Raw genomic sequence first — 22,902 nt, forward strand, 5'->3', positions numbered from 1 at the left:
CAAATTCCATCTCAGATTCTTGTCCATAGACCGGGGAACACCAGTCCCGGTCAAGGCTATCAGCCAAAATCCCCCTTCAAGATTACTTCAGGCGCGATTTTACCGCCCGCGCAGCCGGTCCAGCACGTCGGAGGAGGCAAAACCGTCGGCGGGGACCCCGATCGAGGCCTGGAAATTACGCAGGGCCTCCCTGGTCAGGCCGCCGAATTGGCCGTCCGGGGTGCCCTTGTAGTAGCCGCGCTGAGCCAGCAGCTGCTGCAGCTCCAGCCGTTCGGTACGGGACAGCTCGCGCTCTTGCCGCGGCCAAGGCTGCACGAAAGGCTGTCCCCCGCGCAGCCGGTCGGCGAAATGGCCGATCGCCAGCGCATAAGCCTCGGCCGGGTTGTACTTCATGATGACGCGGTAATTCTGCAGCATCAAAAAGCCCGGTCCCTGCGCGCCGGCGGGTGCCAGCAGGTAAGCCTTGTCCGCAGGATGCGGGAAGGCCTGGTTGTTCGGACGCTTGAGCCCGAGCTTCTCCCAATGCGCGATCGGCATCGCCTTGGCACGGTCGGCCAGCATGTAGTTGAAGCCTTGCGGCACCACGACCTCGTAGCCCCAGGTCTGGCCGGGCTGCCAGCCGTCCTTCTTCAGATTGTTGGCGGTCGACGCGATCAGGTCGGTCGGATTGTCGACGACGTCGCGCCGGCCGTCGCCGTCGCCGTCCACCGCGAAGCGCTTGAACGCGGTCGGCATGAACTGGGTCGGGCCGAAGGCGCCGGCCCAGGAGCCGCGCAGCTGCTCCGGACGCAAATCGCCGCGGTTGAGGATCTCCAGCGCGGAGAGGAATTCGTCCTTGAAATAGGCTTGGCGGCGGCCGATGCAGGCGAGCGTCGCGGTCGATTGCAGCACGCTGCGATCGCCGATCTGCGTCGAGTAATTGGACTCGATGCCCCAGATCGAGGCGATGATGTAGCGGTCGACACCGGTGGCCTTTTCGGTGGCGTCGAACTGCGTCTTGTATTTGGCGAGGACCTCGCGGCCCTTGGCGAGGCGGTTGTCGTTCACCAGGATGTCGAGATAGGCCCAGATCGACTTGGTGAATTCCGGCTGCGAATCCATGAGGTCCATGATGCGCAGGTCGGGCGAGAGTCCGGCGGTGAAGCGCTGAAAGTTCTCCTGCGTAACGCCGCGTCGTGCGGCATCGGGCCACATCGCAGCGACGCAATTGTCGAAATTGCCGGCAGCCTCGCGGATCGCGGCGGCCGTCATCAAGGGATGGCCGGAGGCGCCATCCTCGCCGCTCCACGGCAATGGACCCGTCGGCGCGCCGCTCGGGCCAGGTGTGGGTTGCGCCGGTGCCGGGTTCGATCCCGAGAAGATGCCGCCGAACAGGTTGGACAGGCCGTTCTGCGCCTGGGCGTGCGCGCCAGCCGGCAGCAGCAAAGCGGCCGCAACGATTGCTCCGCCAGCCCGTCTCGCCAGTCCTGCCATTGATCGCATCATATTCCACCCGTCGGCCTAAAAACCCGCCACAGGAGGCCTGGTTAGCGTTGCCAATAGCTTAACAAAGGTGAAATTTTGGTGGCGGCCTTTTTCTTAACTCCGTCGGGGCGAGGCCCCACATCCGCCTTTGTTGGCGGCTGCAAACAGGCTAGCAAGGATGCCATTGCTCCCGTCCCATGTGCCCCCAAGGTATTCGATCGATCCCATGAAGATTCGCAAAGCCGTATTCCCCGTCGCCGGCCTCGGCACCCGCGTTCTGCCTGCCACCAAGGCGATGCCGAAGGAAATGCTGACCATCGTCGACAAGCCGCTGATCCAATACGTCTATGACGAGGCGAAGGAAGCCGGCATCGAGCACTTCGTCTTCGTCACCGGCCGCAACAAGGCTGTCATCGAGGATCATTTCGACCGGATGTTCGAGCTCGACGCGACGCTTGCCGCGCGCGGCAAGAAAGCGGAGCAGGACATCCTGGCGCAGAACCAGCCCGAAGCCGGCGCGGTCAGCTTCACCCGCCAGCAGGCGCCGCTCGGCCTCGGCCACGCGGTCTGGTGCGCGCGCGACATCGTCGGCAACGAGCCGTTCGCCGTCGTGCTGCCGGACGAACTCGTGCTCAACACGCCCGGCTGCCTGAAGCAGATGATCGAGATGGCGTCCTCGCTCGGCGAGAAATCCAACCTGATCGCGGTCGAGGCGGTGCCCGATCACCTGACCCATCAATACGGCATCTGCGGCGTCGGCAAGCGCAACGGCAAGATGTTCGAGGTCGATGGCATGGTCGAGAAGCCGGCCAAGGGCACCGCGCCCTCCAACCTTTCGATCACCGGCCGCTACATCCTGCAGCCCGAGATCTTCAAGATCCTGGAGACCCAGGAGCGCGGCGCCGGCGGCGAGATCCAGCTCACCGACGCCATGATCGGGCTTGCCAAGACGCAGAAATTCTACGGCGTCGAATTCGAAGGCGAGCGCCATGATTGCGGCTCCAAGCCCGGCTTCCTGCGCGCCAACATCGCCTATGGCTTGAAGCGCCCGGAATTGCGCGACGGCCTGGTCGCGGAGATGAAGAAGTATCTGGGGCAGTAGCGGGCCGCTCGTCATTGCGAGCGAAGCGAAGCAATCCAGAATCCTTCCGCTGAGGAAGTCTGGATTGTTTCGTCGCAAGAGCTCCTCGCAATGACGACGGGGAGAGACCGCCTCACGCCACCAGCGACAGCTGCGGCAGGCTCGCCACCACCGACTGGTTGCGCCCGCCGGCCTTGGCGGCGTAGAGCGCCTTGTCGGCGGCGGCAACCAGCATCGGCCAATCCATGCCGGCATCCGGGACCAGGCTGGCGATGCCGCAGGACACCGTCGACGTCGCTTGCTCGTCGGACCAGCCCTGCACCTTGCGGCGGATCGTCTCCGCCACCTTGAAGGCCTCGGCGGAGGAGGTGTTCGGCAGCAGCACGGCGAATTCCTCGCCGCCATAGCGCGCCGCGCAATCGCCGGCGCGGCTCACCGAATCGGAAATGCAGATGGCGATGCCGACCAGCACCTGATCGCCGGCCTGATGGCCGAACGTGTCGTTGTAGGCCTTGAAGTGATCGGTATCGATCATGAGCAGCGCGATCGGCGCCTTCTGGCGCATGGCGCGTCGCCATTCGACGTCGATGACGGAATCGAACTTGCGGCGGTTTTTCAGGCCCGTGAGCGCGTCGGTCGTCGCCAACTCCTCGAGCTTGCGCTCGGCCTCGGCGCGCCGGCCGATCTCGCGCGCGAGCACGAGGGTCGATCCCAGCACGAACAGGATGAGCGCCAGCACCACGGTGCCGATGCGGAGCGCCTCCCTTTGCCAGAGTGCGAACACCGCGGCCAAAGGCTTGCCGGCGACCACGAACAGCGGACCATTGTTCTTGCTGCGGACATAGAGCCGCGGCGTCGCATCGACCGGGCCCTGTCCCGAATAGGCGGCGCCGACCCTGAGATTGTCGGCCTTCCAGTTCTGACGGTCGTTCAGGTTCGTGCCGATGATGTCGAGATCGAACGGTCGCCGCATGATGATGGTGCGGTCGCGCTTGAGCACGGTGATGGTGTCCTCAGGGTCGAGGGTGAGCCGATCGAACAGCTCGTGGAAATAGCTGAAGCGGATCGAGCCGGCGACGACGCCCATGAAGCCGCCGTCAGCGTCACTGATGCGCCGGCTCAGCACGATCGAGTAGGCGCCGCGAAACAGCATGGGACGGCTGATGAACAGGCCTGCGCCGGGACTGTCCCGGTGAACCCTGAAATAATCCTCCTCACTGCGGTCCTCGGGCAGGGGATCGAGCGTGGAGGCATCGATGGTCAGCCGGCCCTCGGCGTCGAACACCTGGATGGCGCCGAAATGCTTGGCGGTGGTCGCGTGGTCGAACAGGATCAGGTGACGGATCGTCTTTGAGACCGTCGCCAGCTCGGGCAGCAGCATGTTGCTGGCGACCGCCTTCAGCGACAAATCGTAGATCTCGACGTTGCGGCTGACGTCGGACTCGATCGTGGTCGCGAGGTTCTCCAGCGTCTGGCGGGCGAGTGCCTCCTCGCCGCGGCGCATGTCGAGCATGACGTTGACGCAAATGGCGGAAAAGCCGATCACCGTCACCACGGACGAGATGATCAGCAGCTTCGCCGAAATCCGCAACGGCCGGCGGGCCGCAACGTCGCGCCATCCAGAGAACATTGTTCGCTCCTGTCCATAGTGGATGCGCCCGAAAGCTTGCGTAGTGTTTAAGCCGCGACGGCGCTGCCGCAATGAGTTAAGAATCGGTTTATGCGGCTGACGGTTTTGAGCAACCTGACATCGCCCCTGACGAGAGGACGAGTGTGAACGACTACGACGCGTTGCGCGATTATCTGCTGCGGCAGAAGCAGGAGGAGCTCGTGCTGAGCTTCGAGCAGATCGAGGAGATCATCGGCGCGGCGCTGCCGCGCGCGGCCCAGCGCGCCTCATGGTGGGACAGCCTGCGCAGCCCCGACATCCAGATGCCGCAACGCGAAGCCTGCCTCGCCGCCGGCTTCGTGGCAACGCGCATGCCGGACGGCCAGAGCGTACGGTTCAGGAAGCAGAAGGGCGAGCGGCGGCGATAGTATCGTAGGGCACGCCGTCCACTCTCCCCCTCCAGGGCAGGGCGATCGCATATGACTTGTCGCGGCGCCGGTGCGCACGCCTCGTCCTTCGAGACGGCGCTTACGCGCCTCCTCAGGATGAGGCTAATCTACCGTCAGTGCTCGTTGAAACTGTTGCCGCGAACTCCGCCCTCATCCTGAGGGCCCGCCAACGGCGGGCGTCTCGAAGGATGGCCACAGGCGAGTTCGCCTATATGCGATCGCCCTGCCCTCCAAGAGAGGGTAAGAGAGCCTAGCTCGCCGCTTCCAGCCGCACTTCCGTGAGCAGCCGCATCGCCGCGTCCGCGTCCATCGGCTCGCCGAAGGCAAAACCTTGCGCGTATTCGCAGCCCATCTGGTAGAGCTCGACGGCGTCCGAATCGGTCTCGGCGCCTTCGGCGACGACGTCCATGCCGAGATCGTGGGCGAGCGCGATGATCGACTTCAGGATCACGGGGCGGGTGCCGCGGCTGGTGGTGCGCACGAACGACTGGTCGATCTTGATGGTGTCGAACGGGAAGCGCTGCAGATAGGCCAGCGAGGAGTGGCCGGTGCCGAAATCGTCGAGCGACAGCCCGGTGCCGAGCTCGCGGATCCGGGTCAGCATCTGGGCCGCGTGCTCCGGATTCTCCATCACCAGCGATTCCGTCAGCTCGAGCTTGAGCGTGCCGCGCGCCACCGAGGAGCGCGACAGCACGGTACGGACATCGTGGATCAAATCGTGGCGCAGCAGCTGCCGCGAGGAGACGTTGACGGAAGCGAAGATCGGCTCGCGCGAGCGCATCGCCCGCTGCCACACCGAAAGCTGCTTGGCGGTCTGGTCGAGCACGAACATGCCGAGGTCGACGATCAACCCGGTCTCTTCGGCGATGGTGATGAACTCCGAGGGCGCCATGCGTCCGAGCTTCGGGTGGTCCCAGCGCGCCAGGGCCTCGAAGCCGGCGATGGAGCGATCCTCCAGCCGCACGATCGGCTGGTACAGGATCGTGATCTCCTGGCGCTCGATGGCGCGGCGCAATTCGCTCTCCAAGGTCAGGCGGTCGGTCTTGCGCGCCCGCATCGCCGGCTTGTAGACGTCGATGCGGTCGCCGCCGATCCGCTTGGAGTGATACATCGCCAGCTCGGCGTCCTTGATGATCTCGTCCGTGAGCTGGGTTTGCGGATCGGACAGCGCGAGGCCGATCGACGCCGTGAGGAAGATCTCGCGGTCGTTGAAGGCGATCGGCGCGCGGATGGTCTTGCGGATGGTCTCGGCGAAAGCGGTGATGCGGGCCGGGTCCTGCTCCGACAGCAGGATCAGGCCGAACTGGTCGCCGGCCATCCGCGCCAGCGTGTCCTGCGGCTTCAGGATGCGGGTGAGGCGGCGCGCCAGCGTGAGCAGGATGGAATCTCCGACCGCGATCCCGACGGAATCGTTGACCTGCTTGAAGCGGTCGAGGTCGATCACCATCAGCGTCGGCCGCAGCGTCGGCATGGTCTTGGCGAAATGCGCGACCGCGCCCAGCCGGTCCATGAACAGTTTTCGGTTGGGCAGGCCGGTGAGATTGTCATGCACGGAATCGTGCAGCAGGCGCTCCTCGGCGTTGCGCAACTCGGTGACGTCGGTCAGCGTGCCCACCACGCGCGAGACCTCGCCGTCCGAGCCGACCACCGGGCGCGCCTTGAGCGCGAACCACATGAAATGACCGTCCGGCGTGCGCAGACGGAAATCCTGCACCAGGCGGCCGCGGCGCTGGTCGAGCACGCTGTCGAGCGCGGCGCGGAAACGGTCCTGGTCGAGCGGATGCAGCACCTCTAGCCAGGACGCCGCCGGGCCTTCCAGCGTGCCGCGCTTCAGCCCGAGCAGGGCTTCGGTCTCGGGACTGGTGAACACCTTGTCGGCGGAGACGTCCCAGTCCCAGATCAGGTCGCCGGAGCCGGCCAGCGCCAAAGCGCGCCGCTCGATGTCGGAGACGACGCCCGTGCTGGCACCGCCGCCGGCAAAGGCGTGCTGCATCACCGTGAAGCCGATCAGCATCACGATCAGCACGAGGCCGCCGAGCAGGGCAGGGCCGACGATGTCGTTGGTGACCGAGCCCGCCACCGTCATGCCGGCCGCGACCACCCAGACCACCAGGAGGAACCAGGTCGGGATCAAGAGCACGGCGCGGTCGAAGCCGTGGGTGGAGAGATAGACGATCAGCGCGAAGCCGGCGAAGGCGATCAGCACCAGCGAGATGCGTGCGATGCCGGAGGCCACCGCCGGGTCGAACAGCGCGAGCGCGACCAGCGAGCCGAGGAACGCGAGCCACCCGACCGTGATGTGCGAATAGCGCACGTGCCAGCGGCTGAGATTGAGATAGGCGAACAGGAACACCAGGAGTGTCGCCGCCAGGATCGCCTCGCCCGCCGCGCGCCAGATGCGCTCGGCGTTGTTCGACATGTCGAGCACCTTGCCCCAGAAGCCGAAATCGACGCCGATATAGACCAGCACCGCCCAGGCCAGCGCCGCCGCGGCCGGGAACATGATGCTGCCCTTCACCACGAACAGGATGGTCAGCACCAGCGCGAGCAACCCGGAGATGCCGATCACGATGCCCTGGTACAGCGTGAAGGAGTTGACCTTGTCCTTGTAGGCTTCCGGCTCCCACAGATAGAGCTGCGGCAGCTTGTCGGTGCGCAGCTCCGCAACGAAGGTGACGACGGCGCCGGGGTCGAGCGTGATGCGGAACACGTCCGCGGTGGCGCTTTCCTGCCGTTCCGGGCGGTCGCCGATCGAGGGCGTGATGGTCGCGATGCGTGACAGGCCGAGGTCGGGCCACAGCAATCCCGAGGAGACGATGCGGTAATGCGGAGCGACGATCAGGCGGTCGAGCTGGTCGTCGGTGTTGTTGGCGAGCGCGAACACCACCCAGTTCTGTCCGCCCTCGCGGGCGCGCACCTCGATGCGGCGGACGATGCCGTCGGTGCCGGGTGCGGTGGAGACCTGGATACGATCGGCATCGCTGCGCTGATGCTCGAGCACGCCGGTGAGGTCGATCGCGGGCGCGTCGCTACGGACGCTGACGGCGTCGAGCGCGCGCGCGGGATACGCGGCGACAAGAATCATGAGGCCCAGCGCGATGGGCGCGAGGCACCTGATCAGACGCAAGGTCAGTTCTCCGCGTTCGACGCAAACTCGTCAGTGCAAGGCAAATCTAGAAGACGATTCAGACCGGACCGATATGGTTCGGTGCGTCGCGATAGATGCCACGAAAGCGAGGAAAATCAAAGGGTTTCCGGCTTGCCCTGTGGGCCAGCGGCCTAGGCCTCCAACACAATTTTGCCAATATGTGCGCTCGTTTCCATGCGCCGGTGGGCGTCTGCCGCCTTTTCCAGCGGGAAAGTGCTGTCCATCACCGGCTTGACGCGGCCTTCGCGCAAAAGCGGCATCACTTTCTGCTCGATCGCGGCCACCATCGCCGCCTTGTCCGCATTACTACGGGGGCGCAAGGTCGAGCCGGTATGGGTCAGGCGCTTGACCATCACCTTGGCGATGTTGACGCTGACCTTGGGGCCGTTGAGGGTCGCGATCTGGACGATGCGGCCGTCGACCGCGGCGGCATCATAGTTGCGATCGACATATTCTCCGGCGACCATGTCGAGGATCAGGTTGACGCCAACGTTGTTGGTCTCCGCCTTCACCACGGCGACGAAATCTTCGGTCTTGTAGTTGATGGCGCGGTCGGCCCCCAGTTTGAGGCAGGCGTCGATCTTGTCCTGCGATCCCACGGTGACGAACACTTTCGCACCGAAGGCTTTGGCGAGCTGAATGGCCATGGTGCCGATGCCGGACGAGCCGCCATGGATCAGCAGCGTCTCGCCGGCCTTGAGGCCGCCGCGCTCGAACACATTGTGCCAGACCGTCATCAGTGTTTCCGGCAGCGCGCCGGCTTCCTTCATCGACAGCGCCGGCGGCACACTCATCGCCTGGGCGTCCTGGGCGATGCAGTACTGCGCATAGCCGCCGCCGGCGACCAGCGACATCACCTTGTCGCCGACCTTGTGCCGCTTGGCGTTGCTGCCGACCGCGACGACTTCGCCTGATATCTCGAGGCCGGGCAGGTCGCTGGCGCCGGGCGGCGGCGGATAGGCGCCGGAGCGCTGCGCCACGTCGGGCCGGTTGACGCCGGCAGCTTCGACTTTGACCAGGATCTCGTCGGGCCCGGGCTGCGGAACACTGCGTTGCTCCGGCACCAGCACCTCCGGCCCGCCGGGCTTGGAGATGGCGACCACGGTCATTTGCGCGGGCAGCTTGTCCATGATGTGTCCTTGAGCAAAAGTGCGGGAGGAAACGAGGCCCTTGCTTAGCCAGCGCGGTGCAGGCTGGCAACCGCCTCAGCGATGTGGTCCGACCCGCGGACGGAGAGGAGGAACGACGATGCCGATCGAAGACGACGACCGCCCGCGCAAGAAGATCAGTCATGAAATTGGGCAGGACCTCTCACTTTTGTCAGTGGAGGAACTGACCGAGCGCGTGGCGCTGCTCAAGACCGAGATCGCAAGACTGGAAGAAGCCGCCGCCAAAAAGCGCGCCTCGCGCGATGCGGCGAACAGTATTTTCAAGTCGTAGCAGTCGCCACACAGCCACTGTCGTCCCGGACGCGTGGGCCGAACTTTCTCCGTCTCGTCATTCCGGGGCGGCGCGTCAGCGCCGAGCCCGGAAATCCATAATCACAGGCTCTTGCAAAAGGGCGCGCTAAGAGAGCCGGGCCGTTCCATCCGCTCGTGGTTATGGATTCCGGGCTCGCGACTTCGTCGCGCCCCGGAATGACGACGGAGACGTCTGTTCCCGCAGCACACTCGGCCACTGGCTCACATGACTAATGAACTCTGAAAAAATTAGCTCGTTTACTTCAGATTAAGCTTTCGGGTTTATGACTGGAACTGTCCTCGTTTGGACACCGAGTGGCTCCTGTCCACTCTGTTTGACGCCTCCCTGTTATCAACTTTCAAAGCCGCCGGTCTCCGGCGGCTCTTTTTTGCGTTCACTGCCCGGTTTGGGCCTCTCATCCCGGTTGCATTTGAAAGGATTGACCCGCGGAAACCATATCCGCGCTTGTCACTGGACTCCGCGTCCCGCCCGCGCAATGATTTGTTCATCATAAGCCGGCGCCAAAGCCGGGCAGTCAAACAGTTGCGTAAGAGGCGTTAACCATGGAACGTTTGCAGGCCGACGGCGCGCTCGTTCAGCTCAGTGAGCGATTCACCAATTCTGCGGCGTTCGGCAATTTGTTCCGTGAGGGCATGGACCTCGTCGAGGAGACCGCCGCCTATCTCGACGGCGCCGGCCGCGTCGAGGCCAAGGCGCTCGACCGCGCCGTCAGCCTCACCTATGCGACCGAGAGCATGCGCCTCACGACGCGCCTGATGCAGCTCGCCTCCTGGCTGCTGCTGCACCGCGCGGTCAAGGAAGGCGAGATGACGCTGAGCCAGGCCAATCGCGAGAAGACCAAGGTCAAGCTCACCGCCGCCGATCCCGGTCCCGCCGACACGATCGAGAAGCTGCCCGCGCAGCTTCAGGACCTGATCCATCGCTCGATGAGCCTGCAGACGCGCGTCCGCCGCCTCGACAGCACGATCCACACCCCGCCGGCCGAGCAGGCCACGATCGGCAACCCGCTGGTGCCGCACCTCAACGCGCTGAAGGCCGCGTTCGAGCGTTAGGGTCTATCAACAGTTCAAATCGTCATTCCGGGACGCGCCTCTTGGCGCGGGCCCGGAATCCATACTCCCGATCGTGGTTATAGATTCTCAGATGCGCAATTGCGCATCGTAGCTCGCGACTTCGTCGCGCCCCGGAATGACAGCCCAAAAACAAAAACGCCCCCGGTCTCCCGGGGGCGTTTTCGTCTCCAGCCTTGCGGCCGGCTCAATCCTTCTTGAGGAAGCCCGAAAACTTCTTCTGGAAGCGCGAGACGCGGCCGCCGCGGTCCATGATCTGGGCGGAGCCGCCGGTCCAGGCCGGGTGCGACTTCGGGTCGATGTCGAGGTTCAGCGTGTCGCCTTCCTTGCCCCAGGTCGAGCGGGTCAGGTACTCGGTTCCGTCGGTCATGACGACCTTAATCGTATGATAATTCGGATGAATTTCGGCTTTCATGGCAATTCCTCGGCGCTCCGGCGCCTTCTTGGGTGGCTCGCGAATGACGGATTTGGGCGGCTCTATACCTCACGAAACCCCGCAAAACAAGCCATGCCGGCGCGCTGGACCGGGTTTGCCCCTAAGGGACTTCCCGGATTTGCCACTACTCCTGCACCGGCCTATTGGGAGCAGATCGATGCAACGGGTCGGATCTCATGAGCGCAGTGGAACGGCTGGATGACCACGATGTCGAACGGCCCGCAATGAACGCCGCAGACACTCCCTCGATCGAGGCCGAGCTGATCGAAGCGCCGGCCAAGGGCCGCGCCAAGTTGCGGCCGCTGCTCGCGCTCGCGCCTTATGTGATCCGCTATCGCGGCCGGGCGGCGCTGGCCTTCGTCGCGCTCACCATCGCAGCGTTGACCACGCTGCTGGTGCCGGTCGCGGTGCGCCGAATGATCGATTTCGGCCTGACGCCCGAGGGCATCGAGCTGATCAACAGCTACTTCTCGGTGATGCTCGCGGTCGTCGCCGTGCTCGCGATCGCCAGCGCCGCGCGCTACTACCTCGTGATGACGATCGGCGAACGCATCGTCGCCGATCTCCGGCGCGACGTCTTCGCCCATCTATTGTCGCTTTCTCCCGCCTTCTTCGATTCCGCCCGCAGCGGCGAATTGATCTCGCGCCTCACCGCCGACACCACCCAGCTGAAATCGGCCGTCGGCGCCTCCGTCTCGATCGCGCTGCGCAACCTGATGATGTTCCTGGGCGCGACGGCGATGATGGTGATCACGAGCCCGAAGCTGTCGGGCTTCGTGCTGCTCGCCATCCCTTTGATCGTGCTGCCGCTGGTGGCGTTCGGGCGCTGGGTGCGGCGCCTGTCGCGCAATGCGCAGGACACGCTCGCCGACGCCTCCGCCTATGCCGGCGAATTGGTCGGCGCGATCCGCACCGTGCAGGCCTATACCAGCGAGCAATTTGCCGAGAAGCGCTTCGGCGGCGAGGTCGAGCAGGCCTATGAAGCGGCGCGCACCTCGACCCAAGCGCGCGCCGTGCTCACGGCGATCATCATCTTCATCGTGTTCGCAAGCGTTGTCGCCATCCTCTGGATCGGCTCGCATGACGTGCTCACCGGCGCGATCACGCCGGGCCGGCTCGGCCAGTTCGTGCTGTATGCTGTGTTCGCGGCAGCGGGCCTCGGCCAGCTCAGCGAGGTCTGGGGCGAGGTCTCGGCGGCGTCGGGCGCGGCCGAGCGCCTGTTCGAGATCCTCCACGTCGAGCCCGAGATCACGGCACCCGCAGCGCCGCTTGCGCTGCCGGTGCCGGCGCGCGGCGAGGTCGGCTTCGATCGGGTCAGCTTCGCCTATCCGGCGCGCTCCGACGTCAAGGTGCTCGACGCGGTGTCGTTCACCGTGCGCCCCGGCGAGAAGGTCGCGATCGTCGGTCCCTCCGGGGCCGGCAAGAGCACCATCTTTCATCTGCTGCTGCGCTTCTACGATCCGCGCAGCGGGACGATCTCGGTCGACGGCGTGCCGGTCAGGTCCGCCGACCCCGGCGATTTCCGCGCGCGCATCGCTCTGGTGCCGCAGGAATCCGTGGTGTTTGCCGCGAGCGCCCGCGAGAACATCCGCTTCGGCCGGCCCGATGCGAGCGATGCCGAGGTCGAGCGCGCCGCCGAGCTCGCCCATGCCGCCGAATTCATCCGCCGCCTGCCCGAAGGTTTCGAGACCGCGCTCGGCGAGCGCGGCGTGACGCTGTCCGGCGGCCAGCGCCAGCGCATTGCGATCGCACGCGCCATCCTGCGCGATGCGCCACTGTTGCTGCTGGACGAAGCCACCTCGGCACTCGACGCCGAAAGCGAGACGCTTGTGCAGACCGCGCTGGAAGAGCTGATGCGCCACCGTACCACGCTCGTCATCGCCCATCGCCTCGCCACCGTGCTCTCCTGCGACCGCATCCTCGTGATGGACCAGGGCCGGATCGTCGAGCAGGGCACGCATGCCGAGCTCGTCGCGGCGAACGGGCTTTACGCTAGATTGGCCAGGCTTCAATTCGAAGGCGCGTGAGAGCCCAGTGTCCCGGACGGGGTGCGGCGCGCAGTGCCGCTCCGCAGAGCCGGCAACTGTTACGTTGGCACGTCCTTCAGATACGGTTTTCTGTCTCGCATCATGGCGTTGAGTATCGTGAGCAGCTTCCTGGCAACTGCAATGAGGGCAAGCTTGGCTGGTTTGCCGGCCTGTCGCAACCGTGCGTAGAAGGTCTTGAACGGATCGGCGCGGCGGACTGCGTTCAGAGCGGCCATGTAGAGGGCATCACGGACGCGCTTGCGGCCGCCGGCGATCTTGCGTTTGCCACGGAAGGCACCGCTATCGACGTTGAAGGGGGCGAGGCCGGCCAGCGCCGCGATCTGCTTGGGCCCAACATGTCCGAGCTCCGGCATCTTTGCGATGAGTTGCATGCAAGCCACGGGCCCGACGCCAGGCAGCGAGCGCATCAATCGCGCATCGTCCGCGATCTCCTGCTCGGCCTTGATCAGTGCCTTGATGTCGGCCTCGATCTCGGCGATCTCGCCGTCGAGGATCTCGATGAGGCGGCTGATCCGTTCGGCCATACCACGGTTATCGGCCTCGCTGCGCCGGTTCTTCTCCTGCGCGCGCATGCGGACTAACTGATCTCGCCGTTTTGCGAGCCCTGCCAAGGCGTTGCGGGCGGGGGTAGCCGTTTGCTCGGTTTCCGGCTGCATGGCTCGCGCGAAGGCCGCCAGCATCCGCGCATCGATCGGGTCCGTCTTGGCAAGTTGGCCGCTGGCGCGCGCAAAGTCGCGGGCTCGGGCCGGGTTGATCCGGGCGAAGCGGATCCCGGCCTGGCTCAGCACCTCGCGAAGTTCGAGGTCATAGACGCCCGTGGCCTCGAAGACGACCAGCACATCGCATCGCCAACGCGCCGCGATCTGTGTGATGGCCTGCGTCGCGTTGGCGATGCGCTCCGGCACGCCCAGGCCTTCATCGAAGATATCGAGATATTTTTTAGAGACGTCGATTCCAACGTAGCGAAGGGGTATGATCACGGTGCCTGTCCCTGTGATGCGAGGTCTGTTGGCGCAGCCTCGTGCAACTGTTCAGGTTGGTAATGGAACGGGCGGGAGACCGAGCCGGCTCACGGCGTCAAGCGCCAAGGACCCAACGGCTTCCCGCCCAACCCTATTCTGACAGACTTCCAAGACACAGGGACCCAGCGCTCTGGGCCCCGGCTCTGCAGCGCAGCGCTGAAGAAGCGCTGCGCTGCGTCCGGGGCACGTGAGTTCATTTTCGCGGCGCTTGCATTGACGGTTGGAAGTGCCGTGGACCTCACGCCCGCCACACCATCTTCAACACCGGCCGCCCCGAGGTCGGGTTCACGTCGTCGCCCGCATGGGCGAAGCCGTTGCGCTCGTAGAAGCGGATCGCGCGGGCATTGTCCTTGTTGACGAGCAGCGTGACGCCCGAGGGCGACAGGCGCTTGGCCTCGTCCACCAGCAGCCTTGCCGCGTCGGAGCCCCAATGCGCGGGATCGACGACGAGCTGGTCGAGATAGCCTTCGCCGTCGATGGTGACGAAGCCGGTCAGCGCGCCGTCCTGCTCCGCCACCACGATCTGGGCCTTCGGCACCAGATCCCTCAGCCAGCGCTCGCGCCACCATTCGAGTCGTGCGGCGAAGTCGATCTGCGGATAGGCCTGCTGCCAGGTGCGATGCCAGAGATCGATCGCAGCCGCCTCGTCCTCGGGACGGTAGGGGCGGAGGTGGAGGGGGCTCATTTTACGAAGGTCGTCATGCCCGGGCTTGTCCCGGGCATCCACGCCTTTCTGTCGCGGCGGGCCAAAGATCGTGGATGGCCGGGACAAGCCCGGCCACGACGTTGAGGTAGTGTGTCCCTCACCACTACCGCTCCGTCAGCTTCAGCTCGATGCGGCGGTTGCGCTTGTAGGCCTCTTCTGTGTTGCCGGTATCGAGCGGCTGGAACTCGCCGAAGCCGGCCGCGACGAGGCGCTGGGCGGGCACGCCGAGCGAGACCAGATATTGCACCACCGAGATCGAGCGCGCTGCGGACAGGTCCCAGTTCGACTTGAAGTTCGCGCCGCTCACCGGCCGCAAATCGGTATGGCCGTCGACGCGCAGCACCCAGGGGATGTCGCTCGGGATCTTCTTGTCGAGCTCGATCAGCGCCGCTGCCAAGGTGTCGAGCTCGGCGCGGCCCTCGGGCAGCAGCACCGCTTGTCCCGTGTCGAAGAACACTTCGGACTGGAACACGAAGCGGTCGCCGACGATGCGGATGTCGGGGCGGTTGCCGAGGATGGCGCGCAGCCGGCCGAAGAATTCCGAGCGGTAGCGCGACAATTCCTGCACGCGCTGCGCCAGTGCCACGTTCAGGCGGGAGCCGAGGTCGGCGATGCGGTTCTGCGATTCCTTGTCGCGCTTCTCGGAGGCATCGAGCGCCTCCTCCAGCGCCGCCAACTGCCGGCGCAGCGCGCTGATCTGCTGGTTCAGCACCTCGATCTGCGCCAGCGCCCGCGCCGAGACCGCCTTTTCGGAGTCCAATGCCTTGCCGAGCTCGGCGGTCTTGCCTTGCGCGTCGTTGCCGGCGGCAGCTAAGCCGTCATAGAGGCCCTTGATGCGGTCGCGCTCGGATTCGGCCGAGGCGAGCCCGGCTTTCAGCGACGAGACCTGGTCGTCGAGGGTGAGCTTGCCGAGCTTCTCCAGCGACAACAGCTCGTTGAGCTGGGCGATCTTGGCATTGAGCTGCTCCAGCGCCTTGTCCTTGCCGGTGACCTCCTGTGAGAGAAAGAACTGCACGACCAGGAACACCGACAGCAGGAACACGATCGACAGCACCAGCGTCGACAGCGCGTCGACGAAGCCGGGCCAGTAGTTGAGACCGCCTTCGCTGCGGCGGGCGCGGGCAAGGGCCATTTAGTTCTCCGCTTCTGCTCTCGTGTCCCGGACGCGCTGCAGCGTGCAACGCTGCTGCGCAGAGCCGGGACCCATTCCTCGTTTCTCTGGGCCCCGGCTCAGCAGCGCATCACTACGTGCTGCGCTGCGTCCGGGGCACGATGGTTCGGCGAGCCCTCAACTCTTCTCGGGCTGGCGCGCGATCCGCTCCAGCAGGCGGCGGATCTCGCGATTCTGCTCGCCCTGGCCGTCGGCCCATTCGCGGATCATCTGCTGCTCGGTGCGCATGTGCGAGACCAGCGCCTGGATGGCTTCGGCAAGGCTCGCCATCGCCGCGGTGGTGCCGCGGCCGGCGCTGCCTTCCTCGAGCACGGACCGCAGCCGTTCGACCGCGGCCTGAAGCTCGCCGCTGGCGACGCCGCCGCCGGTCGCGACAGGCGCCTCGCCGTTGCCATACTCGCGCACTGTGGTGGCGAGCCAGTCTTCGAGATCGGTGTAGAAGCGGTTCTGCGCCTGGCTCGATTGCAGATCGAGGAAGCCGAGGATCAGCGAGCCGGCAAGGCCGAACAGCGAGCTGGAGAAGGAGATGCCCATGCCGCCGAGCGGGGCGGCGAGGCCTTCCTTCAGCGTGTCGAACAGCGCCCCGGAATCGCTCCCGACCTTGAGCCCGTCGATCACCTTGCCCACCGAGCCCACCGTCTCGATCAGGCCCCAGAAGGTGCCGAGCAGGCCGAGGAAGACCAAGAGGCCGGTCATGTAGCGGGAGATGTCGCGGGCCTCGTCCAGGCGGGTCGCGATCGAATCGAGCAGGTGCCGCATCGTGGTCTGGGTGATGGTCATCCGCCCCGAACGCTCCCCGCCGAGGATCGCAGCCATCGGCGCCAGCAGCTTGGGGTGGCGGGCCGGCGCCAGGCCGGGATCGGCGACGCGGAAATTGTTGACCCAGGAGACTTCGGGATAGAGCCGGATGACCTGGCGGAAGGCCAGGATGATGCCGATGAACAGCACCCCCCCGATCAGGGCGTTGAGCCCGGGATTGGCGAAGAAGGCCTGGACGATCTGCTTGTAGAGCACCACGCTCACCAGCGTGCACAGCACCAGGAAGACCAGCATCCGCACCAGGAAGACGCTGGGCGAGGACAGTTTGGTGTACTCGATGTCCATGGTGGATCGGGAAGTGCCAGACCGCATGCCGGTATCATCCGTTACGTAAAGCTTGCTTGCGGCGCGCACTATGGCACAGCGCCGGCCCAAAAAAAGCGCCGGATGCGCCGATTTCGGGGACAGCTCGGGAACCCGGACCGGAAGCGGCGCTTTGATAGCCAAGTCTCTGCAGAAGTTCGCCATTCGGGGGGCGCATGAGCGTCGTTTCCGCGATCATCGGGACTGCCGAGCGCGTGCCGCTGCCGGACGTGGTGGTCCGCGCCGCGATCCAGCGCCTGTGCTCCCGCATGGCGACGCGCCTGTCCGGGCTCGGCCCCGGCGACGATGCCGCCTTCGCTGGGCGGATGATGCTACGGCCGATCGCCGAGGGCGCGGCAGCGGGCCATGACGAGGTGCCCGCGGCCTTCTTCGCCGACTTGCTCGGCCCCAAACGTAAATTCTCCTCCTGCTTCTACAAGACCGACGCGACCACCTTGCGGGAGGCGGAGGAGGAGGCGCTGCGCCAGACCGTCGAGCATGCCGGCCTGGCCGACGGCCAGGCCATCCTGGAGCTTGGCTGTGGCTGGGGCTCGCTGGCGCTGTGGGTGGCACGGCAGTTTCCGCACGCGACGGTGACGGCGGTCGCGGCCTCACAGGCTCAGCGTGCTTATGTCGAGGAGGAGGCGCGGCGGCGCGGACTGCTGAATCTGCGCGTGGTCACGGCCGACATGAACGTGTTCGCGCCCGAGGGCCAGTTCGACCGGATCGTCTCGGTCGAGATGTTCGAGCGGATGAGCAACTGGCGCAAGCTGATGACACGCGCGCGGTCATGGCTCGCGCCGGAGGGGCGGTTCTTCATGCACGTCGTCACCCACCGGTCCGGCTCGCATCTGCCTGACCCGGCCGATCGCGACGACTGGATCGCGCAATACGTCTACACGGGCGGGCTGATGCCGAGCCATCACCTCGTCAGGCAGTTCGACGATATCTTTGCCATCGAGAAGGAATGGTGCTGGAGCGGCACGCACTACCAGCGCACCGCCGACGACTGGCTGGCCAATTTCGATGCGCATCGCGACCCCATCGAAGTCTCGTTGCGCAGGGTCCACGACGAGGAGACCGCTCTCTGGATGCGCCGCTGGCGCTGGTTCCTGCTCGGGACCTCGGGCCTGTTCGGTCACGCCGACGGAACGGAATGGGGCGTCAGCCATTACCGGATGAAGGCCGCCGAGTAATTGCGATGTTCGGCCGCACACGCGGCGGTGGAACTTAGATTCACAATCAAGTTACACCGCAAAAGATCTCTGATTTCAACAGGATAAGCTGTGTGACAATGAGCCGCCCGCGCCATGCGTTGCATCGCAGCAGATGCATTCTATCTTGGCGGCATCAGCCGCGTGCAAAAGGTCCAGAACGGGCTTCGCGCGAGCATGATCAGTTTCAACAATCGGGGCATCCCACTTCATGTTTGGAATTCGAGCGCGATCGGCATGCGTTGCAATGATGCTCGCGGCCCTTGCGCCGCTGCTGGGTGCTTGCGAGGAATCCAGTTCCGCGGTGTCCGCCGCCCAGCCGCCTGCCCCTGACGTCAGCATCGTTATCGTCAAGCCGCAGCCGCGCGCCGTAGTGCGCGAGCTGCCGGGCCGCATCGCCCCGACCCGGGTCTCCGACGTGCGGCCGCGCGTGTCCGGCATCGTGGTCGAGCGCCTGTTCCGCCAGGGCAGCGAGGTCAGGGCCGGCGATCCGCTCTACCGCATCGATCCGCGCCCGTTCGAGGTCGAGGTCATGGCCAACGAGGCCGCGCTGGCCAAGGCCGAAGCGGCATTGGCGCAGGCCAAGCAGCAGGCGCATCGTATCGCCACCTTGACCAGGGATCGCGCCGCCCCCGAAGCCGAGAACGAGAAGGCGATTGCGGCCGAACGCCAGGCCCATGCCGAGGTCGAGGGCCGCAAGGCCGAGCTCGCGCGGGCCAGGCTTAATCTCGACTACGCCACCGTGCGTGCGCCGATCGACGGCGTGGTCGGCGCGGCCCTCGTCAGCGAGGGCGCGCTCGCCGTGCAGAACGAGACCAATCTCGCCACCATCCAGCAGCTCGATCCGATCTATGCCGACTTCACCCAGTCGGTGACCGAGCTCAACCAGCTCCGCCGCGCCTTCGAGACCGGCGACCTCGATCGCATCGCCGCCGATGCCGCCAAGGTGCGCCTCGTGCTCGACGACAACACCATCTATTCGCTCGACGGCAAGCTGCTGTTCTCCGACGCCAAGGTCGACGCCCACACCGGGCAGGTGACGTTGCGCGGCGAGTTCCCCAATCCCAAGCGCGAGCTGCTCCCGGGCATGTATGTCCGGGTCCGCATCGACCAGGGTCTCGATTCCGACGCGATCGCGGTGCCGCAGCAGGCGATCCAGCGCAATGGCGGCGGCGGCAGCGAGGTGTTCGTCGTCAAGGACGACAATCACATCGCGGTGCAGCCGGTGCGCACCGGCTCGGTGCAGGACGGCCTCTGGTTCATCACCGAAGGCCTGAAGTCCGGCGACAAGGTCGTGGTCGAAGGCTTCCAGAAATTCGCGGCCGGCGACAAGGTCAAGCCGCAATCCTGGTCGGAGGCGGAAGCGACCGCAGACAACCGGCACGCTCAGCAGCTCACGCGGTAACGCTCCGCGCAGCAAGTGTCGTCCTTAACCTGAGGAGCCCGCTGCAAGCGGGCGTCTCGAAGGATGGCCGCGGGAGAGAGCCGGGCCTTCATGGTTCTCGCGGCGATGCGCGGCATCGTCCGGAGCGCGCGTTCCGCGCTCCTCACCATGAGGGTCTAACCGAACAACGAGGATAAAACGGCCAATGCCGAGTTTCTTCATCGACAGGCCGATCTTCGCCTGGGTGGTCGCGCTGTTCATCTGCTTGATCGGCGCGATCGCGGTGCCGCTGCTGCCGATCGCGCAATATCCGATCATCGCGCCGCCCTCGATCTCGGTCTCGACCAGCTATCCCGGCGCCTCGCCGGAAAACCTCTACAACAGCGTCACGCGGCTGATCGAGGAGGAGCTCAACGGCGCCGCCAACATCCTCAATTTCGAATCGACCAGCGACTCGCTCGGCCAGGTCGAGATCATCGCCAACTTCCAGCCGGGCACCGACACCAGTGCCGCCTCGGTCGAGGTCCAGAACCGCATCAAGCGCGTCGAGGCGCGCCTGCCGCGCGCGGTGATGCAGCAGGGCATCCTGATCGAGGAGGCCTCGAGCGCAGTGCTGCAGATCATCACGCTGAACTCGACCGACGGCAGCCTGGATGAAGTCGGCCTCGGCGACTTCATGATCCGCAACGTGCTCGGCGAGATCCGCCGCATTCCCGGCGTCGGCCGCGCCACACTGTACTCGACCGAGCGCTCGCTTCGTGTCTGGGTCGATCCGGCCAAGCTGGTCGGCTATGGCCTGACCGCCGACGACGTCAACAAGGCCATCACCGCGCAGAACGCGCAGGTCGCTTCCGGCAGCATCGGCGCCGAGCCGTCGACCTCGAACCAGCGCACCTCTGCGCTGGTGCTGGTCAAGGGCCAGCTCTCCTCGCCGGACGAGTTCGGCGCCATCATCCTGCGTGCCAATGCCGACGGTTCGACCGTGCGCCTGCGCGATGTCGCGCGCGTCGAGGTCGGCGGCCTCAGCTACCAGTTCAACACGCGCCTCGACGGCAAGCCGACGGCGGGCCTGTCGGTCCTGATGTCGCCGACCGGCAATGCGCTGGCGACCGCCAGCGCGGTCGAAGCGAAGATGAAGGAGCTGTCGCGCTTCTTCCCGGCCAACATCACCTACGAGATCCCCTACAACATCACGCCTGTGGTCGAGGCCTCGATCGAGAAGGTGCTGACGACGCTGGTCGAAGCCGTGGTGCTGGTGTTCGTGGTGATGTTCTTGTTCCTGCAGAACATCCGCTACACCATCATTCCGACCATCGTGGTCCCGGTGGCGTTGCTGGGCGCCTGCTCCACGCTGCTGCTCGCCGGCTATTCCATCAACATGCTCTCGATGTTCGGCATGGTCCTCGCGGTCGGCATCCTCGTCGACGACGCCATCGTCGTGGTCGAGAACGTCGAGCGCATCATGGCCGAGGAAGGCCTGCCGCCGAAGGAAGCGACGCGGAAAGCCATGTCGCAGATCACCGGCGCCATCATCGGCATCACGCTGGTGCTGATGGCGGTGTTCGTGCCGATGGCGTTCTTCCCGGGCTCGGTCGGCATCATCTATCGCCAGTTCTCCGTCACCATGGTCGCCGCGATCGGCTTCTCCGCCTTCCTGGCGCTGTCGTTGACGCCGGCGCTGTGCGCGACGCTGTTGAAGCCTGTGGCAAAGGGGCACGGTCATTCGACCAACTTCGTGTTCGGCTGGTTCAACCGCATGCTCGAAGGCGTCAAGGAACGCTATTCGCGCACCGTCGGCTTTTCGCTGAATCGCACCGGCCGCTTGATGCTGGTCTATGCCGCGCTGCTGGTCGGCCTGTCCTGGGCCTTCGTCAACCTGCCCGGCGGCTTCCTGCCCGTCGACGACCAGGGCTTCATCACCACGGACGTGCAGACGCCGTCGGATTCGTCCTATGCCCGCACCGAGGCCGTGATCGAGAAGGTCGAAAAATATCTCGCCGCGCGGCCGGGCGTCGACAACGTCACCTTCCTCACCGGCTTCAGCTTCTCCGGCCAGGGCATGAACACCGCCCAGGCCTTCATCACGCTGAAGGACTGGTCGGAGCGCGGGCCGAAGGACTCCGCTGCCGCGATCGTCAACGACGTCAACCGCGACCTGGGCTCGTCGATCCGCGACGCAAAAATCTCGGCGCTGCAGCCGCCGCCGATCGACAATCTCGGCAACTCCTCCGGCTTCTCGTTCCGCCTCCAGGATCGCGGCCAGAAGGGCTATCAGCAATTGATGCGCGCCGCCGACCAGCTGATCGCGGAGGCCAATGCCAGCCCGGTGCTGCAGAAGGTCTATATCGAAGGCCTGCCCGAGGCGGGCGTGGTCAATCTCATGATCGACCGCGAGAAGGCCGGCGCGTTCGGCGTCACCTTCGAGGACATCAACAACACCATCTCGACCAATCTCGGCTCGAACTACATCAACGACTTCCCGAACCGCGGCCGCATGCAGCGCGTCGTGGTGCAGGCGGACGCGCGCGACCGCATGCGGGCCGAGGACATCCTCAACTACAACGTCAAGAACAGCCGCGGCCAGCTGGTGCCGCTCTCGTCCTTCACCACGATCGAATGGGCGCGCGGCCCGACGCAGATCGCCGGCTTCAACTATTATCCGGCGGTGCGCATCTCCGGCGAGGCCAGGCCCGGCTTCACCTCGGGCGATGCGATCGCCGAGATGGAGCGGCTCGCCGACCGGTTGCCGCGCGGCTTCGGCTATGAATGGACCGGACAGTCGCTGCAGGAGAAGCTGTCGGGCTCGCAGGCGCCGTTCCTGCTCGCCCTGTCGGTGTTCGTGGTGTTCCTGTGCCTCGCCGCGCTCTACGAGAGCTGGACCATTCCGCTCGCGGTGCTGCTCACCGTGCCGCTCGGCATCGTCGGCGCGGTCACTGCCGCCATGCTGCGCGGCCTGCCCAACGACGTCTATTTCACCGTCGGCCTGATCACGATCATCGGCCTCGCCGCAAAGGACGCGATCCTGATCATCGAGTTCGCGAAAGATCTGCGGAAAGAAGGCAAGCCGCTGGTCGAAGCCACCATCGAAGCCTGCCGCCTGCGCTTCCGCCCGATTTTGATGACCGGCCTTGCCTTCATCTGTGGCGTGCTGCCGATGGCCATCGCCCACGGCGCCGGCGGCGCCAGCCAGCAGGCGCTCGGCAGCGTGGTGATGGGCGGCATGATCGCGGTGGTGATCCTGGCGCTCTTGATGGTGCCGGTGTTCTTCGTCTCGGTGCAGCGCGTGCTGGCGGGGGATCGCGAGCCGGCGCCGGCGCGGGACGCTGAAGCGCATGGCCGGCCGGCGCGGGCGCACACCGGCCACTGACGCTTCTCTCTGTCATTCCGGGGCGTGCGAAGCACGAGCCCGGAATCGATCGGGCCGCGTTCACGGTCGATGAATGGATTCCGGGCTCGCGCCAAGAGGCGCGCCCCGGAATGACGGGGAATGTGGAGT

The 22,902-nt window shown here is 65.6% G+C and carries 17 protein-coding genes; 8 read left to right on the forward strand and 9 right to left on the reverse strand.

Annotation, left to right across the window (positions count from 1 at the left end):
• Nucleotides 1-99: 99 nt before the first annotated feature.
• The gene (locus ABIA45_RS33270) at nt 100-1,482 is read right to left on the reverse strand and encodes a lytic murein transglycosylase (RefSeq protein ID WP_271543089.1); all 1,383 of its coding nucleotides are present in this window, start codon (nt 1,480-1,482) and stop codon (nt 100-102) included.
• A gap of 208 nt (nt 1,483-1,690) precedes the next feature.
• On the opposite strand from ABIA45_RS33270, the gene ABIA45_RS33275 reads away from it, so the two are divergent.
• Nucleotides 1,691-2,566, forward strand: a complete 876-nt coding sequence (locus ABIA45_RS33275; RefSeq protein ID WP_225111690.1) for a UTP--glucose-1-phosphate uridylyltransferase — start codon at nt 1,691-1,693, stop codon at nt 2,564-2,566.
• Between the two features lie 112 nt (nt 2,567-2,678).
• On the opposite strand, the gene ABIA45_RS33280 is transcribed toward ABIA45_RS33275, so the two are convergent.
• On the reverse strand, nt 2,679-4,175 hold the full coding sequence (locus tag ABIA45_RS33280) for a diguanylate cyclase (RefSeq protein ID WP_404545923.1): 1,497 nt from the start codon (nt 4,173-4,175) through the stop codon (nt 2,679-2,681).
• A gap of 143 nt (nt 4,176-4,318) precedes the next feature.
• On the opposite strand from ABIA45_RS33280, the gene ABIA45_RS33285 reads away from it, so the two are divergent.
• Nucleotides 4,319-4,582 carry a hypothetical protein gene (locus tag ABIA45_RS33285; protein WP_035998268.1) on the forward strand — a complete coding sequence of 88 codons (264 nt, stop codon included), beginning with the start codon at nt 4,319-4,321 and terminating at the stop codon, nt 4,580-4,582.
• Between the two features lie 271 nt (nt 4,583-4,853).
• Here ABIA45_RS33285 and ABIA45_RS33290 read toward each other — a convergent pair whose 3' ends face one another.
• Together ABIA45_RS33290 and ABIA45_RS33295 are read right to left on the reverse strand one after the other, a co-directional pair.
• Nucleotides 4,854-7,730: an EAL domain-containing protein gene (locus ABIA45_RS33290; RefSeq protein WP_035998272.1), complete on the reverse strand. Its 2,877-nt coding sequence runs from the start codon at nt 7,728-7,730 to the stop codon at nt 4,854-4,856.
• 152 nt (nt 7,731-7,882) lie between these two features.
• Complete coding sequence (locus tag ABIA45_RS33295) at nt 7,883-8,881, reverse strand: NAD(P)H-quinone oxidoreductase (protein ID WP_157283734.1); 999 nt, start codon at nt 8,879-8,881, stop codon at nt 7,883-7,885.
• A gap of 118 nt (nt 8,882-8,999) precedes the next feature.
• Here ABIA45_RS33295 and ABIA45_RS33300 point away from each other — a divergent pair, with 118 nt between their 5' ends.
• Complete coding sequence (locus ABIA45_RS33300) at nt 9,000-9,191, forward strand: DUF1192 domain-containing protein (protein ID WP_035998277.1); 192 nt, start codon at nt 9,000-9,002, stop codon at nt 9,189-9,191.
• Between the two features lie 584 nt (nt 9,192-9,775).
• A complete protein-coding gene (locus ABIA45_RS33305; protein WP_035998279.1) occupies nt 9,776-10,285 on the forward strand; it encodes a DUF1465 family protein in 510 nt (169 codons plus the stop codon).
• A 205-nt stretch (nt 10,286-10,490) separates the two neighbouring features.
• Here the strand turns inward: ABIA45_RS33305 and rpmE are convergent, their stop codons facing one another.
• Entirely contained in the window at nt 10,491-10,718 is a 228-nt protein-coding gene (gene rpmE / locus ABIA45_RS33310) for a 50S ribosomal protein L31 (RefSeq protein WP_027573780.1), read from the reverse strand.
• 197 nt (nt 10,719-10,915) lie between these two features.
• Between rpmE and ABIA45_RS33315 the strand changes: the two genes are divergently transcribed.
• The gene (locus ABIA45_RS33315; RefSeq protein WP_404654864.1) at nt 10,916-12,766 is read left to right on the forward strand and encodes an ABC transporter ATP-binding protein/permease; all 1,851 of its coding nucleotides are present in this window, start codon (nt 10,916-10,918) and stop codon (nt 12,764-12,766) included.
• Between the two features lie 59 nt (nt 12,767-12,825).
• Here ABIA45_RS33315 and ABIA45_RS33320 read toward each other — a convergent pair whose 3' ends face one another.
• The 4 genes from ABIA45_RS33320 to ABIA45_RS33335 form a co-directional block, all read right to left on the reverse strand.
• Nucleotides 12,826-13,767, reverse strand: a complete 942-nt coding sequence (locus tag ABIA45_RS33320; RefSeq protein WP_404654540.1) for an IS110 family transposase — start codon at nt 13,765-13,767, stop codon at nt 12,826-12,828.
• Between the two features lie 280 nt (nt 13,768-14,047).
• Nucleotides 14,048-14,494, reverse strand: coding sequence for a GNAT family N-acetyltransferase (locus tag ABIA45_RS33325; protein ID WP_404654865.1), 447 nt, complete (start codon nt 14,492-14,494; stop codon nt 14,048-14,050).
• A 124-nt stretch (nt 14,495-14,618) separates the two neighbouring features.
• Nucleotides 14,619-15,647, reverse strand: a complete 1,029-nt coding sequence (locus ABIA45_RS33330; protein WP_128264247.1) for a peptidoglycan -binding protein — start codon at nt 15,645-15,647, stop codon at nt 14,619-14,621.
• A gap of 156 nt (nt 15,648-15,803) precedes the next feature.
• Entirely contained in the window at nt 15,804-16,817 is a 1,014-nt protein-coding gene (locus ABIA45_RS33335; RefSeq protein WP_036021706.1) for a hypothetical protein, read from the reverse strand.
• Nucleotides 16,818-16,984: 167 nt separating this feature from the next.
• On the opposite strand from ABIA45_RS33335, the gene ABIA45_RS33340 reads away from it, so the two are divergent.
• The 3 genes from ABIA45_RS33340 (at nt 16,985) to ABIA45_RS33350 (ending at nt 22,773) form a co-directional block, all read left to right on the forward strand.
• The gene (locus ABIA45_RS33340; RefSeq protein WP_404654866.1) at nt 16,985-18,004 is read left to right on the forward strand and encodes an SAM-dependent methyltransferase; all 1,020 of its coding nucleotides are present in this window, start codon (nt 16,985-16,987) and stop codon (nt 18,002-18,004) included.
• 229 nt (nt 18,005-18,233) lie between these two features.
• A complete protein-coding gene (locus tag ABIA45_RS33345) occupies nt 18,234-19,427 on the forward strand; it encodes an efflux RND transporter periplasmic adaptor subunit (RefSeq protein WP_157283739.1) in 1,194 nt (397 codons plus the stop codon).
• A 184-nt stretch (nt 19,428-19,611) separates the two neighbouring features.
• Nucleotides 19,612-22,773 carry a multidrug efflux RND transporter permease subunit gene (locus ABIA45_RS33350; protein WP_157283740.1) on the forward strand — a complete coding sequence of 1,054 codons (3,162 nt, stop codon included), beginning with the start codon at nt 19,612-19,614 and terminating at the stop codon, nt 22,771-22,773.
• The last annotated feature ends 129 nt before the right edge of the window (nt 22,774-22,902 follow it).

It is taken from the genome of Bradyrhizobium sp. USDA 336, from assembly GCF_044908355.1.
GTDB classification, from domain to species: domain Bacteria; phylum Pseudomonadota; class Alphaproteobacteria; order Rhizobiales; family Xanthobacteraceae; genus Bradyrhizobium; species Bradyrhizobium yuanmingense.

What these genes read in the sequence shown, in the direction of transcription:
- ABIA45_RS33270 (WP_271543089.1), bottom strand. Translation starts at nt 1,482, where the DNA reads ATGCGATCAATGGCAGGACTGGCGAGACGGGCTGGCGGAGCAATCGTT.
- ABIA45_RS33275 (WP_225111690.1), top strand. Translation starts at nt 1,691, where the DNA reads ATGAAGATTCGCAAAGCCGTATTCCCCGTCGCCGGCCTCGGCACCCGC.
- ABIA45_RS33280 (WP_404545923.1), bottom strand. Translation starts at nt 4,175, where the DNA reads ATGTTCTCTGGATGGCGCGACGTTGCGGCCCGCCGGCCGTTGCGGATT.
- ABIA45_RS33295 (WP_157283734.1), bottom strand. Translation starts at nt 8,881, where the DNA reads ATGGACAAGCTGCCCGCGCAAATGACCGTGGTCGCCATCTCCAAGCCC.
- ABIA45_RS33300 (WP_035998277.1), top strand. Translation starts at nt 9,000, where the DNA reads ATGCCGATCGAAGACGACGACCGCCCGCGCAAGAAGATCAGTCATGAA.
- ABIA45_RS33305 (WP_035998279.1), top strand. Translation starts at nt 9,776, where the DNA reads ATGGAACGTTTGCAGGCCGACGGCGCGCTCGTTCAGCTCAGTGAGCGA.
- rpmE (WP_027573780.1), bottom strand. Translation starts at nt 10,718, where the DNA reads ATGAAAGCCGAAATTCATCCGAATTATCATACGATTAAGGTCGTCATG.
- ABIA45_RS33315 (WP_404654864.1), top strand. Translation starts at nt 10,916, where the DNA reads ATGAGCGCAGTGGAACGGCTGGATGACCACGATGTCGAACGGCCCGCA.
- ABIA45_RS33325 (WP_404654865.1), bottom strand. Translation starts at nt 14,494, where the DNA reads ATGAGCCCCCTCCACCTCCGCCCCTACCGTCCCGAGGACGAGGCGGCT.
- ABIA45_RS33330 (WP_128264247.1), bottom strand. Translation starts at nt 15,647, where the DNA reads ATGGCCCTTGCCCGCGCCCGCCGCAGCGAAGGCGGTCTCAACTACTGG.
- ABIA45_RS33335 (WP_036021706.1), bottom strand. Translation starts at nt 16,817, where the DNA reads ATGCGGTCTGGCACTTCCCGATCCACCATGGACATCGAGTACACCAAA.
- ABIA45_RS33340 (WP_404654866.1), top strand. Translation starts at nt 16,985, where the DNA reads ATGAGCGTCGTTTCCGCGATCATCGGGACTGCCGAGCGCGTGCCGCTG.
- ABIA45_RS33345 (WP_157283739.1), top strand. Translation starts at nt 18,234, where the DNA reads ATGTTTGGAATTCGAGCGCGATCGGCATGCGTTGCAATGATGCTCGCG.
- ABIA45_RS33350 (WP_157283740.1), top strand. Translation starts at nt 19,612, where the DNA reads ATGCCGAGTTTCTTCATCGACAGGCCGATCTTCGCCTGGGTGGTCGCG.